The organism is Pseudonocardia sp. P1 (assembly GCF_000178675.2).
Taxonomy (GTDB): domain Bacteria; phylum Actinomycetota; class Actinomycetes; order Mycobacteriales; family Pseudonocardiaceae; genus Pseudonocardia.
Map to the genome: position 1 here is coordinate 2,996,903 of NZ_ADUJ02000001.1, position 15,047 is coordinate 3,011,949.

The 15,047-nt window shown below is 73.5% G+C and carries 15 protein-coding genes; 7 read left to right on the plus strand and 8 right to left on the minus strand.

Translation table 11 applies throughout. The features are described 5' to 3' along the window. The first annotated feature begins 93 nt into the window (after nucleotides 1–93). From PP1_RS13505 to PP1_RS13525, 5 genes are all read left to right on the plus strand, one after another. Nucleotides 94–1,038: an amidohydrolase family protein gene (locus PP1_RS13505; RefSeq protein ID WP_249265928.1), complete on the plus strand. Its 945-nt coding sequence runs from the start codon at nucleotides 94–96 to the stop codon at nucleotides 1,036–1,038. After that, on the plus strand, nucleotides 1,035–2,408 hold the full coding sequence (locus tag PP1_RS13510) for an MFS transporter (protein ID WP_033200583.1): 1,374 nt from the start codon (nucleotides 1,035–1,037) through the stop codon (nucleotides 2,406–2,408). Before PP1_RS13505 ends, PP1_RS13510 begins: the two co-directional genes overlap by 4 nt. 53 nt (nucleotides 2,409–2,461) lie before the next feature. Beyond that, nucleotides 2,462–3,178: a 4-carboxy-4-hydroxy-2-oxoadipate aldolase/oxaloacetate decarboxylase gene (locus PP1_RS13515; RefSeq protein ID WP_029240008.1), complete on the plus strand. Its 717-nt coding sequence runs from the start codon at nucleotides 2,462–2,464 to the stop codon at nucleotides 3,176–3,178. After that, on the plus strand, nucleotides 3,175–4,236 hold the full coding sequence (locus PP1_RS13520) for a 4-oxalomesaconate tautomerase (RefSeq protein ID WP_010241860.1): 1,062 nt from the start codon (nucleotides 3,175–3,177) through the stop codon (nucleotides 4,234–4,236). Before PP1_RS13515 ends, PP1_RS13520 begins: the two co-directional genes overlap by 4 nt. Nucleotides 4,237–4,306: 70 nt before the next feature. Further along, nucleotides 4,307–4,987 (plus strand): GntR family transcriptional regulator, encoded by a 681-nt coding sequence (locus PP1_RS13525; RefSeq protein ID WP_010241858.1) that lies wholly within the window; start codon nucleotides 4,307–4,309, stop codon nucleotides 4,985–4,987. Nucleotides 4,988–5,002: 15 nt separating this feature from the next. On the opposite strand, the gene PP1_RS13530 is transcribed toward PP1_RS13525, so the two are convergent. Continuing rightward, entirely contained in the window at nucleotides 5,003–6,013 is a 1,011-nt protein-coding gene (locus PP1_RS13530) for an amidohydrolase family protein (RefSeq protein WP_010241857.1), read from the minus strand. 94 nt (nucleotides 6,014–6,107) lie between these two features. Further along, nucleotides 6,108–7,025 carry a LysR family transcriptional regulator gene (locus PP1_RS13535; RefSeq protein ID WP_010241854.1) on the minus strand — a complete coding sequence of 306 codons (918 nt, stop codon included), beginning with the start codon at nucleotides 7,023–7,025 and terminating at the stop codon, nucleotides 6,108–6,110. A gap of 108 nt (nucleotides 7,026–7,133) precedes the next feature. Here PP1_RS13535 and PP1_RS13540 point away from each other — a divergent pair, with 108 nt between their 5' ends. Beyond that, nucleotides 7,134–8,210, plus strand: a complete 1,077-nt coding sequence (locus PP1_RS13540) for a tartrate dehydrogenase (protein ID WP_075313947.1) — start codon at nucleotides 7,134–7,136, stop codon at nucleotides 8,208–8,210. After that, nucleotides 8,207–9,082, plus strand: coding sequence for an alpha/beta fold hydrolase (locus PP1_RS13545; RefSeq protein ID WP_010241851.1), 876 nt, complete (start codon nucleotides 8,207–8,209; stop codon nucleotides 9,080–9,082). Before PP1_RS13540 ends, PP1_RS13545 begins: the two co-directional genes overlap by 4 nt. Nucleotides 9,083–9,118: 36 nt before the next feature. Here PP1_RS13545 and PP1_RS13550 read toward each other — a convergent pair whose 3' ends face one another. The 6 genes from PP1_RS13550 to PP1_RS13575 all read right to left on the minus strand — a co-directional run bounded on the left by PP1_RS13550 (nucleotide 9,119) and on the right by PP1_RS13575 (nucleotide 15,002). Continuing rightward, nucleotides 9,119–10,060, minus strand: coding sequence for a helix-turn-helix domain-containing protein (locus PP1_RS13550; protein WP_010241849.1), 942 nt, complete (start codon nucleotides 10,058–10,060; stop codon nucleotides 9,119–9,121). Nucleotides 10,061–10,115: 55 nt separating this feature from the next. Further along, a complete protein-coding gene (locus PP1_RS13555) occupies nucleotides 10,116–10,550 on the minus strand; it encodes a CBS domain-containing protein (RefSeq protein WP_060574062.1) in 435 nt (144 codons plus the stop codon). Nucleotides 10,551–10,560: 10 nt separating this feature from the next. Continuing rightward, complete coding sequence (locus tag PP1_RS13560) at nucleotides 10,561–11,535, minus strand: NAD(P)/FAD-dependent oxidoreductase (protein ID WP_010225208.1); 975 nt, start codon at nucleotides 11,533–11,535, stop codon at nucleotides 10,561–10,563. Beyond that, nucleotides 11,532–11,846: a ferredoxin gene (gene fdxA / locus PP1_RS13565; RefSeq protein WP_010225209.1), complete on the minus strand. Its 315-nt coding sequence runs from the start codon at nucleotides 11,844–11,846 to the stop codon at nucleotides 11,532–11,534. The genes PP1_RS13560 and fdxA overlap by 4 nt, the downstream gene beginning before the upstream one ends. A 39-nt stretch (nucleotides 11,847–11,885) precedes the next feature. Next, entirely contained in the window at nucleotides 11,886–14,033 is a 2,148-nt protein-coding gene (locus PP1_RS13570; protein ID WP_010225210.1) for a molybdopterin-containing oxidoreductase family protein, read from the minus strand. A gap of 123 nt (nucleotides 14,034–14,156) precedes the next feature. Continuing rightward, the gene (locus PP1_RS13575; RefSeq protein ID WP_029239232.1) at nucleotides 14,157–15,002 is read right to left on the minus strand and encodes a 3-hydroxybutyryl-CoA dehydrogenase; all 846 of its coding nucleotides are present in this window, start codon (nucleotides 15,000–15,002) and stop codon (nucleotides 14,157–14,159) included. Nucleotides 15,003–15,047 lie beyond the last annotated feature (45 nt).

The window sequence follows — 15,047 nt, forward strand, 5'->3', positions numbered from 1 at the left end:
CGGCGCACATCTTGTGCTGGAAAGTGGTCGAGACGTAGCGTCCTGCGCGCCGGACGTCCGAGCGACGTCGGACTTCGCAGGAGGAGGCCAGAGTTGCCCACCGACAGCACGCCGCCCGCAACGGCGGACCCCGCCGTGACCCCCGGCTGGCTGGCACCGCACCCGGCGCCGGCGGCGCCGACGATCGACCTGCCCGCGGGCACGGTCGACGCCCACTGCCACGTCTTCGGCCCCGCCGCGACCTTCCCCTACGCGCCCGAGCGCAGGTACACCCCGTGCGACGCCGGCCGGGACCGCCTGGAGGCACTGCACACCCGTCTGGGGATCGCCCGCCGCGTCGTCGTGCAGGCCACCTGCCACGGAGCCGACAACAGCGCGATGGTCGACGCCGTGCGCTCCGCGGACGGGCGGGCCCGCGGGGTCGCCACCGTCCGCCCCGACGTCACCGACGCCGAGCTCCGGGATCTCCACGACGCCGGCGTCCGCGGCGTCCGGTTCAACTTCGTCCGGCGGCTGGTCGACGCGGCCCCCACCGACGAGCTGTCCCGGATCGCAGCGCGCATCGCCCCGCTGGGCTGGCACGTCGTCGTCTACTTCGAGGCGGCCGACCTCCCGGACCTGGAGGACTTCTTCGCGACCCTCCCCGTCCCGCTGGTCATCGACCACATGGGACGCCCGGACGTCACCCGCGACCCGGACGGGCCCGAGTTCGCCCGCTTCCTGCGCTTCGCCGACCGGAACCGCTGCTGGGTGAAGGTCAGCTGCCCGGAGCGCCTGACCGTCACCGGCCCGCGGGCGCTCGACGGGGAGCGGCACGCCTACACCGACGTCGTCCCGTTCGCGCGGACGGTCGTCGAGGAGTTCGGCGACCGGGCGCTCTGGGGGACGGACTGGCCGCACCCGAACCTCACCGACCACATGCCCGACGACGGGCTCCTCGTCGACCACGTCGCGCACGTCGCCGGCACCGCGGACCTGCGCCGCCGGCTCCTCGTCGACAACCCCATGGCCCTCTACTGGCCGGAGGAGTGCGCATGAGCACCGGAACCACCCCGCACACCAACGCCACGAACCGGCTGGACCGCCTGCCGATCGGCCGGTTCCACAAGGTCACCCTGGTCGCCGTCGCGTTCGCGTACTTCTTCGAGTTCGCCGACATCAACACCTTCGCGACGACCGCGCCCCAGCTGGTCCGGCTGTGGGGGGTGACGGTCGACCAGGTCGCCTACGTGACCTCCCTGTCGTTCGTCGGGATGTTCGTCGGGTCGATCGTGGCCGGGAGACTGGCGGACCGCTGGGGGCGCCGCGCGACCCTCATCGGCACCACGATCTGGTTCTCGATCTTCTCGATGGCCTCCGCCTTCACCTGGGACATCGTGTCCATGGGCGTCTGCCGGGTGCTGACCTCCGCGGGCCTGGCCGCGATGACCGTCGTCGCGGTCATCTACGTCAACGAGCTCTACCCGGCCGCCGTCCGGGGCCGCTACCAGGCCTACGCCATCGTGATCGGCATCTGTGGCACGCCGGTCACCAACCTGATCGCGAGCGCCGTCGTGCCGCTGTCGGACTGGTCCTGGCGGCTCGTCTACGTGTGGGGCGCGCTGGGCATCGCCTTCCTGTTCTTCTCCCGCCGGATCGTGGAGTCCCCGCGCTGGTACGAGAGCCGGGGCCGGTACGACGAGGCGGAGGCCGCGCTGGGCCGGATCGAGCGGGAGATCGAGCGCGAGCACGGTCCGCTCACGACACCCGCGGAGGCCGCCCCGGACGCGACCGCGCCGGCGCGGAAGGCGCCGCTGCGGGTGCTGCTGCAGCGCCGCTACCTGATGCCGACGGTCGTGCTCACCGTGCTCTGGGTGACCCAGACGATCGGCTTCTTCGGGTACTCGAGCTGGGCACCGACGCTGCTCGCCTCGGAGGGCTTCAGCGTCGAGAAGTCGATCTTCTACGTCGCGCTCACCACCGTGGGCGCCCCGCTCGGGTCGCTGCTCGCCGCCCTGGTCACCGACCGGTTCGAGCGCAAGTGGCTGCTCGTCGTGTTCGGACTCGCGATCGCGGTGAGCGGGCTGCTCTACGGGCTGACCTTCGATCCGCTGTTCATCGTCGCCTTCGGGTTCCTGGTCAACATGCTCGAGCGCGGCTACACCGCGCTCGCCTACGCCTACTCCCCCGAGCTGTTCGACATCCGGGGCCGGTCGCTCGGCACCGGTGTGGCGTACGGCGTCGGGCGCCTGTCGAACGCCGTCGGCCCGCTGGTGATCGCCGCGCTCTACACCGGGTCCGGCTACCAGAGCGTCTTCTTCTTCATCGCGGGGTCGTGGACCGTCGGGGCGCTCGTCCTCGCCGTGTTCGGCCCGCGCACCCGGCCGTCCGCCCGGCGCCGCACCGCCGCGACGACCGGCGGGGCATGATCCACGACCGCACCGGCGGTCACCGACTCCAGCAGACATCGGAAGGAACCGACGTGAGCACGACTCCACGCACCGGGGTGGTCGTCACCGGCCCGCCGCGGGCCGACGCCGCCGAGGTCGCGGTACTGACCGGCTACGGCGTCGCCACCGTCCACGAGGCGCTGGGCCGCACCGGCTACCTCGGCCCGGACCTGCGGGCCAGGCAGGACGGCGTCCGCACCGGCGGGACCGCCGTGACCGTGCTGTGCCGGCCCGGGGACAACCTGATGATCCACGCGGCGGTGGAGCAGTGCCGCACCGGCGACGTCCTCGTGGTCACGACCACCTCGCCGTGCGTCGACGGGTTGTTCGGCGAGCTGTTCGCGACCGCGCTGGCCCACCGCGGTGTCCGCGGGCTGGTCACGACGACCGGTGTGCGGGACGTGGCGGAGCTGCGCGCGATGGGCTTCCCGGTGTGGTCCGCGGCGGTCAGCGCGCAGGGCTCGGTGAAGGCGAGCCCGGGGGCGGTGAACGTGCCGGTCGTCCTCGGCGGCGAGGTGGTCCGCCCCGGCGACGCCGTCCTCGCCGACGACGACGGCGCCGTCGTCGTCGCCCGCGAGCGGGTCGGCGAGACCGTCACGGCCGGACGGGCCCGGCTCGACAAGGAGGAGGCGGCGCGCCGGGCCTTCGCCGGGGGCGAGCTGAGCCTGGACCGGTACGGCCTGCGCGACGAGCTGGCCCGGCTCGGCGTCCGCTACGTCGACGGCTCCACGCCGGAGGGGCCGGCGTGATCGACGGCGTGCCCGCCGCCCTGATGCGGGGCGGCACCTCGAAGGGGCTGTTCCTCCTCGCCTCGGACCTGCCCGCCGATCGGGCCGCCCGGGACGAGCTGCTCCTGCGCCTGATGGGCAGCCCGGACCCCGCCCAGATCGACGGCGTCGGCGGCGCGACCCCCGTGACCAGCAAGGTCGCCGTGGTCGGTCCGTCCGACGATCCCGGCCACGACGTCGACTACCTGTTCCTGCAGGTCGGCGTGGACGTCGCGACCGTGTCCGACCGGCAGAACTGCGGGAACCTGCTCGCGGCCGTCGGACAGTTCGCGGTCGGGCGCGGGCTCGTCCCGGCGGGCCCGGAGCGCACGGAGGTCCGGATCCGGATGGTCAACTCCGGCTCGACGGCGGTGTCCCGGTTCGCGACGCCGGGTGGCCGGGTCGAGTGGTCCGGCGGGACCGCGATCGCCGGGGTGCCCGGGACCGCCGCGCCCGTCCTGCTGGACTTCCTCGACACCGAGGGCTCGACGACCGGCGCACTGCTGCCCACCGGCCGGGTCGTGGACCGGATCGACGGCGTCGACGTGACCTGTGTGGACAACGGGATGCCGGTCGTCGTCGCGCGGGCGGACGCGTTCGGCCTGAGCGGCTACGAGACGCCGTCCGAACTGGCCGCCGATCCGGGGCTCGCGTCCCGGGTGGACGCGGTGCGGACCCGGGCCGGCGAGCTGATGGGGCTGGGCGACGTCCGTGCGGCGCCGGTGCCCAAGACGACCCTGGTGGCGCCGGCCCGGCACGGCGGCGCGATCAGCACCCGCACGTTCATCCCGGTCCGCCCGCACCCGGCGATCGGCGTGCTGGGCGCCGTGAGCGTCGTGACCGCGGCGCTGATCGACGGCGGTGTCGGGCACGACCTGCTCGCCCGCGGCGACGGCGGCCCGCTCGCCGTCGAGCACCCGACCGGCTCGCTGGAGATCGACGTCGCGATGGCCGCGGGCGACCCGCCCCGGGTGACCCGCTCGACGGTGGTCCGCACGGCACGCGCGCTGTTCGACGGCGTCGCGATGCCCCGGGCGTGACCGGCTCCGCGGGCCCCACGACTATCGTGAGCCCCGGGTGTTGCCGATCCTGGCGTGGAGGTTGTCGACAATGAGCTCAGCGGAGCGCCGGGACGCCACGGCCCCGGCCGGGACGGTCGCCGACGCGCTCCGTGACGCGATCGCCGGCGGCGACTTCGCCCCCAACCAGCGGCTGGTCGAGGCCGACCTGTCCGAGCAGTTCGGGGCGAGCCGGGCGGCCGTGCGGGCCGCGCTGCTGGAGCTCACCAGCGAGGGCCTGGTCGAGCGCGTGCAGAACCGCGGGGCACGGGTCCGTGCGGTCTCGCTGGACGAGGCGGTCGAGATCACCGAGGTCCGGATGGTGCTGGAGGGGCTGCTCGCCGCCAAGGCCGCGACCCGACTGTCCGACGACGACCGGTCCCGGCTGCGGGGCATCGGCTCCGCGATGCAGGAGGCCGTCTCCTCCGGGGACCTGCTCGGCTACTCCGCGCTCAACAGCGAGCTGCACGGCGTCGTCCGCGAGGCGGCTGAGCAGCACACCGCGGGGACGATCCTGGAGCGGCTGCGCGGGCAGAACGTCCGTCACCAGTTCCGGCTCGCCATGCAGCCCGGGCGCCCGTCGGTGTCCCTCCCCCAGCACCTCGCGATCATCGAGGCGCTGTGTGCGGGCGACCCCGAGGCGGCCGAGCGGGCGATGCGGGTGCACCTGCAGAGCGTCGTCGAGGCGTTGCCCCAGGTCGAGCCCGCTCCGCGGGCCGGGCGCCGCGGCTGACGCCCGGCCGGCGGCTCACCCGGCGAGCGCGGCCGCCAGCCGCGGGTAGACGCGCAGCGCGTTGCCGGACAGGACGGCCGTCCGCTGCTCGTCGGTCAGCGCGGCCGCGTCGACGTAGCGCCGGGTGTCGTCGAAATGGTGCCCGGTGCGCGGGTCGATCCCGCGGACGGCGCCCACCATCTCCGACCCGAACAGCACGTTGCGGGTGTCGACGACGTCGAGCAGGAGGTCGATCCCCGGCTGGTGGTAGACGCAGGTGTCGAAGAAGACGTTGCCCATGAGGTGCTCCTCCAGCGGCGGCCTGCCGAGCATGTCGGCGAGCCCGCGGTACCGGCCCCAGTGGTAGGGCACCGCTCCGCCGCCGTGCGGGATGACCAGGCGCAGCTGCGGGAATCGGGCGAACAGGTCGCCCTGTAGAAGCTGCATGAACGCCGTCGTGTCGGCGTTCAGGTAGTGCGCCCCGGTCGCGTGGAAGACCGGCGTGCAGCTCGCCGACACGTGCACCATCGCGGGCACGTCGAGCTCGCACATCGTCTCGTAGAGCCCGAACCAGTACGGGTCGGTCAGCGGCGGCGCGGTCCAGCGGCCGCCGCTCGGGTCCGGGTTGAGGTTGAGCCCGACGAACCCGAGCTCCTCGACGCAGCGGCGCAGCTCGGTGACGGCCGCGTCGAGCGGCTCCCCCGCCGTCTGCGGCAGCTGGCACACCCCGGCGAACCGGTCCGGGTACAGGGCGACGACCCGGGCGATCAGGTCGTTGCAGGCCCGTGCCCAGGCGGTCCCGACCGCGAGGTCACCCTCGTGGTGCGCCATGGCCGACGCCCGCGGGGAGAAGATCGTGAGGTCGGCGCCGCGCTCGTCCATCAGCCGGAGCTGGTTCTCCTCGATGCCGTCCCGGATCTCGTCGTCGCCGATCCGCGGGTACGGGGCCGCCGGACGGCCGTCGAGGAACGCCCGGAGCTGGTCCTCCCGCCAGGACGTGTGCGCTCCCGGCGCGGTCGTGAAGTGGCCGTGACAGTCGATGATCATGCAGTCCTCCGGGTCCGGAGCTGCGCTCCGACGGCAGTGCGCCGTCGATGCTAACGAAATTGTCAACAATAATGAAGACAGAACTGAGGCGGCCTCACGGCCGGGGCGACCCGGCCGCGGGCAGCCGCTCCGCGAGCCCCGCGACGAGATGGTCGAGCGCCGCGACCACCCGCCGGGGCGGCGACGCATCGTGCACCGCGACGAGGTCGGCAGGCGGCGTCGGGATCCCGGGCAGTACCTGCACCAGCTCCCCCGCCTCCAGCAGCGGCGCCACCTGCCACAGCGACCGCATCACCAGCCCCCGCCCGGCCAGGCACCACGCCGTCGCGACCTCGCCGTCGTTGCAGGTCGTCGACCCCGTCACCCGGACGCCCGCGACGTCGGCCCCGGTCCCGAAGCGCCAGTGGGCGTAGGCGGTGTCGTTCTCGCGGATCACGATGCAGTCGTGCTCGGCGAGCTCGCCGAGCGTGCGCGGCTCGCCGCGCCGGGCCACGTAGGACGGGGCGGCGCAGACGACCCGCCGGTTGCGCAGCAGCGGCCGCGCGTGCATCCGCGAGTCCGGCAGCGGCCCGGCGCGCACGGCGAAGTCGTACCCGGTGCCGCCCACGTGCACCGGCAGGTGCGAGAGCTCCAGGTCGATCCGCAGGTCCGGGTGGGCCGCCCCGAACGACCCCAGCAGCGGCGCGAGGTGCGACCGCCCGAACCCCATCGTCGCGTGTACCGCGATCCGGCCGTGCAGTCGCGCGGACCGGCGGCCGATGTCGTCCTCCAGGTCGTCGATCCGCCCGAGGACGTCGACCGCGCCCTCGGCGTAGCGGCGCCCCTCGTCGGTCAGCGTCAGCCGCCGGGTACTGCGGTTGACCAGCCGCGCTCCCAGCCGTCGTTCCAGCCGCGCGAGCCGCTTGCTCACCGCCGACACCGACACGCCCCAGACCCGTGCGGCCTCGGTGAGCGTGCCCGCCGCGGCGATGCCGGTGAAGAAGCGGAGGTCGTCGAGCTCGGGGAGGTCCACGCGGTTCCTTTCGTCTCCCGAAAGACTGTCACGGGCAGACGGGCCTTCAACCGGCGGAGTTCGCGGGAGAGGCTAGGAGGAACCAGCCCCGGCCGTAGGAGGAGTTCCATGCCCGCCACGCACCGCATCGCCGTCATCCCCGGTGACGGGATCGGCAAGGAGGTCGTCCCGGAGGGCGTCCGCGTGCTCGAGGCCGCCGCGGAGCGGTTCGGGTTCGGGCTGGACCTGACCGGCTTCGACTTCGCGAGCGCCGACTACTGGCTCGAGCACGGCACGATGCTCCCCGCCGACTGGTTCGAGCAGCTGAGCGGCTTCGACGCGCTGTTCTTCGGCGCCGTCGGCTGGCCCGAGGTGCTCCCGGACCACGAGTCGCTGTGGGGCAGCCTGCTGCAGTTCCGGCGCCGCTTCGACCAGTACGTCAACCTGCGCCCGGCCCGCCTGCTGCCCGGTGTCGCCGCGCCGCTGGCCGGACGCTCGCCCGGCGACATCGACATGCTGATCGTCCGCGAGAACACCGAGGGCGAGTACTCCAGCGTGGGCGGCCGGATGTTCGAGGGCACCGACCGGGAGACGGTGATCCAGGAGACCGTGATGACCCGCACCGGCGTCGATCGGGTGCTGCGCTACGCGTTCGAACTGGCCCGCAGCCGCCCGGACCGGCACCTCACCTCGGCGACCAAGAGCAACGGCATCGCGATCACCATGCCGTACTGGGACGAGCGGGTCGCCGCGATGGCCACGCAGTACCCGGACGTCGACGTGGACAAGTACCACATCGACATCCTCACGGCGCAGTTCGTGATGAACCCGGACCGGTTCGACGTCGTCGTCGCCAGCAACCTGTTCGGCGACATCCTCTCCGACCTCGGCCCGGCCTGCACCGGCACGATCGGCGTCGCCCCCAGCGCGAACATCAACCCGGACCGCACGTTCCCCAGCCTCTTCGAGCCGGTGCACGGCTCCGCACCGGACATCGCCGGCAAGGGGATCGCCAACCCGGTCGGCCAGATCTGGTGCGCCTCGATGATGCTGGAGCACCTCGGTGAGCAGGCCGCCGCGGACGCGGTCCTGGCCGCGATCGAGGACGTGATCGGCCGCGGCGGCGCGACGACGACGCCCGACCTCGGCGGCACCGCCACGACCGCCGAGCTGGGCGCGGCGATCACCGAGGCCGTCCGCGGATGAGACTGCCGGAGCCGTTCCGGACCACCGACGTCGACGCCGGCGGGGTCCGGATCCGGGCGGCCGTCGGCGGCGACGGCCCGCCCCTCCTGCTGCTGCACGGCTACCCCCAGACGCACCTGATCTGGCACGACGTCGCGCCGCGGCTGGCCGGGCGGTTCACCGTCGTGGCGACCGACCTGCGCGGGTACGGCGACAGCGACAGGCCCGCGCCGGGTCCCGGCGACGCGGCGTACGCGAAACGCGCGATGGCGGGCGACCAGCTCGCCGTCATGGCCGCGCTGGGGTTCGACCGGTTCGGGGTCGCCGGGCACGACCGCGGCGGCCGGGTCGCGCACCGGCTCGCGCTCGACGCACCGGAGGCGGTGTCGGCCCTGGCGGTACTCGACATCGTGCCGACCCGGCACGCGCTGCGGCACGCCGACGCCGACTTCGGGCACGGCTACTGGCACTGGTTCTTCCTGACCGCGCCGGCCGGGATCCCGGAACGGCTGATCGGCAACGACCCCGAGTTCTGGATCACCGCCCGGATGCGGTCCCGGCACCACGGCGGAACCCCGTTCGACCCGGCCGCCGTCGCCGAGTACGTGCGGTGCTTCGCCGACCCGGCGGCGATCGCGGCGTCGTGTGCGGACTACCGGGCGGCCGCCGGGATCGACCTCACCCACGACGACGCCGACGCCGGCCGGCTCGTGCAGGCGCCGCTGCTCGCACTGTGGGGTGCGCACTCGTTCGTCGGGCGGACCTACGACGTGCCGGGCGTCTGGCGGGAGTACGCGCGGGACGTCGCCGGGATCCCGGTCGACGCCGACCACTACCTGCCCGAGGAGCGGCCGGAGATCGTCGCGGAGCACCTCGCGGCGTTCTTCGGCTGAGCGGTCGGGCGGGACCGGCGCGGGCTGCGCCTCGGGTCAGGTCGAGCCGGCCCGGTGGGCGCTCGGGGAACGGCCGAAGCGGGCGCGGAACGCCCGGCTGAACGCCGCCGGGTCCGGCATCCCCCACCGCGCGCCGACCGCCCCGACGCCGAGATGGGCCAGCTCGCGGCGGCGCAGGTCCTCCCAGGCCCCCTGCAACCGCTCCTCGCGGATCACGCCGACCACCGAGGTGTCCTCCTCCGCGAAGAGCTTGTGCAGGTAGCTGACCGAGATCGCGCAGGCCGCTGCCACCGAGGCCGGGCACAGGTCCCGGTCGGCGAGGTTCCCCCGGATATGGCCACGGGCGCGTGCCACGTGCAGGTTCTCCGGTGCGGCGGCCGGGACGTGGCTCCGGACCAGGGCGACGAACAGGTCCCCGATCGTGCGGGCGACCGCGTCCTGGCCGGCCACGGGCAGGTCGTCGGCGACGGCGCGGTCCAGCGACGACAGCAGCGGCGGCAGCATCGCGCCGACCCCGCGGCGGCCGTCGAAGGTGACGGCGGTGGCCGCGGACATCTCCGCGGCGGAGAGCGGCAGCCGGCTCTTCGGGTGCAGGCACACCGAGTACTCGAAGCTGTCGGAGGTCACGAAGCTGAACGGGCGGCTGCTGTCGTAGATCACGAACTCGCCCGGGCCGATCACGGTCTCCCGCCCGTCCTGCACGACGAGCGTCCGGCCACGGCGGGCCAGCGCGATCTGCAGGTAGTCCTCGTCGGCGGCGCGGACCTGCCGCTCGGTGCGCACGAACCGGTGCGGCACCGACGAGATACGACGGACGTGGGTGTCGGCGACGGTCGCGGCCGTCACCCGGCCCGCGACGAGGCCGCGCCCGGCCGGCCGCACGTCGAGTGCGACGAACTGGTCGCAGACGGTGGACCGCCAGAAGTCCAGGCGGTCGCACTCGGCCACGGTGGTGGTGTCGATCGTGACCAGGGCCATACCGCAGCGTGACACGCGCAGGTCACGCGCGCATTGCCCGGATGTTCGCGGTCGATCACCGGTGCCGGTCGGCGGCCCGGGCCCGCACGCCGGCGTCGGAGCAGAAGCCCGCGCCGGAACGCTTGAGGCACAACAACCCGAGCAGCCGGCCGTCGTCGTCGACGACGGCGAGGCGGCGCCGCCGCGCCGCGCGCATCGCGTCCCGGGCGTCGCCGAGCGGTGTCCCGGGAGCGGCCGTGCGGCCCCGGGTCGTCCCGAGCCACCGCACCGGTGCCGCGGGCGGCCGGCCGATGAGGTCGCCGCGCTCGACCACGGCGAGCAGGGTCCCGCGGTCGACGACGAGCAGGGCGTGCACGTGGTCGTTCCGGAACGCCTCCCGGGCCTGGTGCACCGTGGTCGTGCGGGAGCAGGTCCGCGGGAACCGGAGCATCGCCCCGGCGACGTCCACCGGCACGGCACCGGCACGGCCCGTGGCGGGTGCGGTGGTCATCCGGGTCCTCTCAGGCGGCGTCGCTGGAGTGACCGGGGACGACCGGCAGGCCGGGCCGGACCAGCGGGACGAGGTTGTTGACGGCCAGCGCCGCCTCCCCGAACCCGACCGAGATCAGCCGCACCTTGCCGTCGAAGTCGGTGATGTCACCGGCGGCGAACACCCGGGGCAGGTTCGTCCGCATCGACCGGTCGACGGCGATGTTCCGCCGGTTCAGCCCGATCCCCCAGGACGACAGGGCCGTCAGGTCCGCCCTGAACCCGAGCGCGGCGACGATCTCGTCGGTGGGCAGGGTCAGCACACCGTCCGGGCCCCGCAGGTCGACCTCGGCGACGCGGTCGCCGCCGCGCACGTCGAGCACCTCGTACGGGGTCAGGATCCGCACCCCGGACGCCCGCAGGTCGGTCACGCTGCGCTCGTGCGCGCGGAACGCGTCGCGGCGGTGCACGAGCGTGACCGAGGACGCGACGGGTTCCAGGCACAGGGCCCAGTCGACGGCCGAGTCACCGCCCCCGACCACGAGGACGTCCTTCCCGGCGAGCTCGGCCGGACGCGGCACGGCGTAGCGCAGGCCGCGTCCGGCGTACTCGTCGCCCGCGGGGAGCGGGCGCGGGGTGAACCGCCCCATCCCGCCGGTGATCAGCAGCGCCCCGGCCCGGATCCGGGCGCCCCGGTCGGTGGTGACGGCGACGCCGTCCGGGAGCTGTTCGAGCTGCGTGGCGTCGTGCCCGAGCAGGTAGGTCGGCCCGCCGGGCGCGGCCTGCTCGACGAGCGAGTCGACCAGGTCCTGGGCCCGCACCCGGGGGAAGCCGGCGACGTCGAACACCGGCTTCTCCGGGTAGAGCACCGACATCTGCCCGCCCAGCTGGTCGAGCGCGTCGACCACGACGACGGACAGGCCGCGGAACCCGGCGTAGTAGGTGGCGTACAGCCCGGCCGGTCCCGCTCCGACGACGACGAGATCGGCCTGCAGGTCCCGGCTCACCGGGGCCTCCGCTCCGCGACCAGCGGGTGGTCCTCCCCGACCGGGTCGGCGTCCTCGCCGCCGCCGGTCAGGCCGTGCGAGCGCACGAAGACCGCGTTGGCCTCGACGAACGCCGCCTGCTCGGCGGGGACCTTGTACTCCCAGTGGATCGCCTCGCTGGGGCAGGCCGGCATGCACTTGCCGCAGTCGACGCACTCGTCGGGATGGATGTACATCATCCGGTCGCCCGGGTAGATGCAGTCGACCGGGCACTCCTCCATGCAGGCGCGGTCCTGGACGTCGATGCAGGCCTCGGTGACGACGTACGCCACGGTGGTCTCCTCTCCGGAGGGGGTGCGGCGGGGCCGGACTCAGGCGATCTCGACCTCGACGAGCGTGTCCGAGAACGTGGGCGCGTTGCCCAGGTCGCCGAACACGGTGGGGTTGACGGCGGCGAGCGTGGAGCCGGCCTTGGAGTTCTTCCGCCAGCCGCCCATCGGGCTGACCACGACCCCGCGGGGCACGGTGTCCTGCAACGACGCGACGACGGTGAACTCCCCGCGGTCGTTGAACACCCGCACCGGGGCGCCGTCGGTGATCCCGCGGGAGGCGGCGTCGTCGGGGTGCACGACCAGGCTGTGCTCGTCGGCCACCCGGCGGTGGAACTCGTGGCTGCCGAAACTCGAGTTCAGGAACGCGTGCGACTTCGGGGTCAGCAGGTTCAGCGGGTAGCGGGCGGCGAGCTCCGGGTCGGCGGCGGCGGACTCGCGCGGCGGGATGTAGTGCGGCAGCGGGTCGACCGGCTGGCCGGGCTGGTGGTCGTTGCTGCCCTGCCGGAACAGCGGGACGACGAAGTTGCCGCCCGCGGCGGCAGCGGACACGAACTCGGCCTTGCCCGACGGCGTCGGGAAGCCGCCCTCGGCGTGCGGGGCGTAGGCGTCGGGCGGGGCCACGGAGAGCCGCTGCCAGCCGCGCTCCTGCAGCGACCCGACGGTGATCCCCTCCATGTGCGGGTGGGACCAGTCGAACGCCTCGGCGATCATCTCGGCATCGGTGCGCCGGAACACCGGATCGTCGAAACCCATCGCCGCGGCGAGCCGCCGGAACAGCTCGGTGTTGGGGACCGCCTCGCCGATCGGGTCGATCGAGCGGTGGTTGTAGGTCACGTAGAGGTGGCCCCAGGAGAACATGATGTCGTCCTGCTCGAGCTGCGTCGTGGCGGGCAGGACGATGTCGGCGTACTCCGCGGTGTCGGTCATGAACTGCTCGGACACGACCGTGAAGAGGTCCTCGCTGCGGAGCCCCTCGATCAGCCGGTCCTGGTCCGGGGTGGTGACGACCGGGTTCGAGTTGTAGACCATCAGCCCCCGGATCGGCGGGCCGGCGGGGAGGTCACCGGCGAGCGCGGCACCGAGCCGGTACTGGTTCACCACCCGGGTGCCCGGGGTGAGCATCTCCGGGTGCATGAAGGCGCCCCAGTTCACCGGGAACGCCCACAGCGGCAGTTGCAGGATGCCGCCGCCGGGCCTGCGCCACGCCCCGACCAGGCCGGGCAGGCAGGACAGCGCGCGCACGGTCTGCCCGCCGCCGGCGTGGCGCTCGACGGCGACCCCGATCCGGATCACCGACGGCTGTGCGGTCGCGTACTCGCGGGCCAGGACCCGGATCGTCTCGGCCGGGACGCCGGTCTCGGTCTCGGCCCACTCCGGCGTGTAGCGCTCGACGCGCTCGGCGAACTCGGGGAAGCCGACCGTGTAGCGGTCGACGTAGTCCTGGTCGGTCAGCCCCTCGGCGATGATCACGTGCGCCATGGCGAGGGCGAGCGCACCGTCGGTACCGGGCCGGATCGCGATGTGCTGGTCGGCGGCGGCCGCGGTGCGGGAGCGGATCGGGTCGACGACCACGACCTTCGCGCCGTTCCTGCGCGCCTTCGCGATGTAGGGCCAGAGGTGCAGGTTGGTGCTCATGATGTTGCAGGCCCACACCAGGACGAACTTCGAGTGCACGAGGCTCTCGGGATCGACACCGGCGGTGTCGCCGATCGTCATCGCGTAGGCGGTGCAGGAGCCGGAGTCGCAGTAGGTGCGCTCGGCGACGGTGGCGCCGAGCTTCGCGAAGAACGGGTCGCCGACGTTGAGCCCGTTCAGGATGCCCTGGGTGCCCAGGTAGCTGACCGGCATGATCGCCTCGGGGCCGTGCTCGTCGGCGATCGCCCGGAACCGCGTGGCGATCTCGGCGACGGCGTCGTCCCAGGTGATCCGCTCGAAGCGGCCGCTGCCCTTCGGTCCGGTGCGGCGCATCGGGAACAGCACCCGGCCGGGGTCGTACACCCGGTCCAGGTAGTTGTTCACCTTCACGCAGAGCCCGCCGTTGGTGTACGGGTGCCCGGGGTCCCCCGCGACGTCGACGGCGCGGCCGTCGCCGTCGACCGTCACCAGCATCGCGCAGGTGTCCGGACAGTCCTGGGGACAGGCTGCCCGGACCACCGTCGTCGCGGTCGGGTCGAACGTCGCGGTCATGGCAGTACCTCCGGCCTCGTGGTGGATGGCGCGTCGTCCACGAGACTGGCTGCCGGACCGGGTCCGGGTCTTGGCGTTGCGGGCAGAGCCCTTGTCGGCGGGTGCAGTACCCCCCGGTACCGCTCAGGCGTAGGTGTGGAACCCCCGGCCGGCCTTCTTGCCCAGCAGACCCGCCTCGACCATCCGGGCCAGGAGCGGCGGCGGCGCGTACAGCGGCTCCTTGAACTCGGCGTACATCGACTCCGCGACGGCCTTCACCGTGTCCAGCCCGATCAGGTCGGACAGCGCCAGCGGGCCCTGCGGGTGCGCACACCCGCGGACCAGACCCTCGTCGATGTCCTCCGCGGTGGCGAACCCGGACTCCATCATCCGGATCGCCGAGAGCAGGAACGGCACCAGCAGGGCGTTGACCACGAACCCGGCCCGGTCCTGGCAGTCGATCGCCTTCTTGCCCAGCCCCTCCTCGACGAAGGAACGGGCGCCGGCGAGCGTGCCGTCCGACGTCATCAGGCTCGGCACCAGCTCGACCAGAGACAGCACCGGCACCGGGTTGAAGAAGTGGATCCCGACGACCTGGTCCGGGCGCGACGTCGCGACCGCCAGCTTCATGATCGGGATGGAGGACGTGTTGGACGCCAGGATCGCGCCCGGGTCGGTGACGACCCGGTCCAGCTCCCGGAAGACGCCCGTCTTGATCTCCTCGTCCTCGGCGATCGCCTCGACGACGAGCTCGCGGTCGGCCAGCGCGTCCAGCCCCTCGACGACCTCCAGCCGCTCCAGCACGGCGTCGGCGGACTCGATCCGGCCGCGCTTCTCCGCCCGCCGCAGCGACGACTCCAGCCGCTCGACACCGGCCTGCACCGCGGCCGGCGACGTCTCGACGACGCGGACGTCGTACCCGGCCCGCGCGGCGACCTCCGCGATGCCGGACCCCATCTGACCGCAGCCGACGACCCCTACCCGTTCCACTGTCACTCCTCGTGTCGACACCGCGTCCGTCCCGACCCCATCACG

Bases quoted from the DNA above. Each gene is read 5' to 3' on its own strand.
- PP1_RS13510 (WP_033200583.1), top strand. From the start codon at position 1,035: ATGAGCACCGGAACCACCCCGCACACCAACGCCACGAACCGGCTGGAC.
- PP1_RS13525 (WP_010241858.1), top strand. From the start codon at position 4,307: ATGAGCTCAGCGGAGCGCCGGGACGCCACGGCCCCGGCCGGGACGGTC.
- PP1_RS13530 (WP_010241857.1), bottom strand. From the start codon at position 6,013: ATGATCATCGACTGTCACGGCCACTTCACGACCGCGCCGGGAGCGCAC.
- PP1_RS13540 (WP_075313947.1), top strand. From the start codon at position 7,134: ATGCCCGCCACGCACCGCATCGCCGTCATCCCCGGTGACGGGATCGGC.
- PP1_RS13545 (WP_010241851.1), top strand. From the start codon at position 8,207: ATGAGACTGCCGGAGCCGTTCCGGACCACCGACGTCGACGCCGGCGGG.
- PP1_RS13550 (WP_010241849.1), bottom strand. From the start codon at position 10,060: ATGGCCCTGGTCACGATCGACACCACCACCGTGGCCGAGTGCGACCGC.
- PP1_RS13555 (WP_060574062.1), bottom strand. From the start codon at position 10,550: ATGACCACCGCACCCGCCACGGGCCGTGCCGGTGCCGTGCCGGTGGAC.
- PP1_RS13570 (WP_010225210.1), bottom strand. From the start codon at position 14,033: ATGACCGCGACGTTCGACCCGACCGCGACGACGGTGGTCCGGGCAGCC.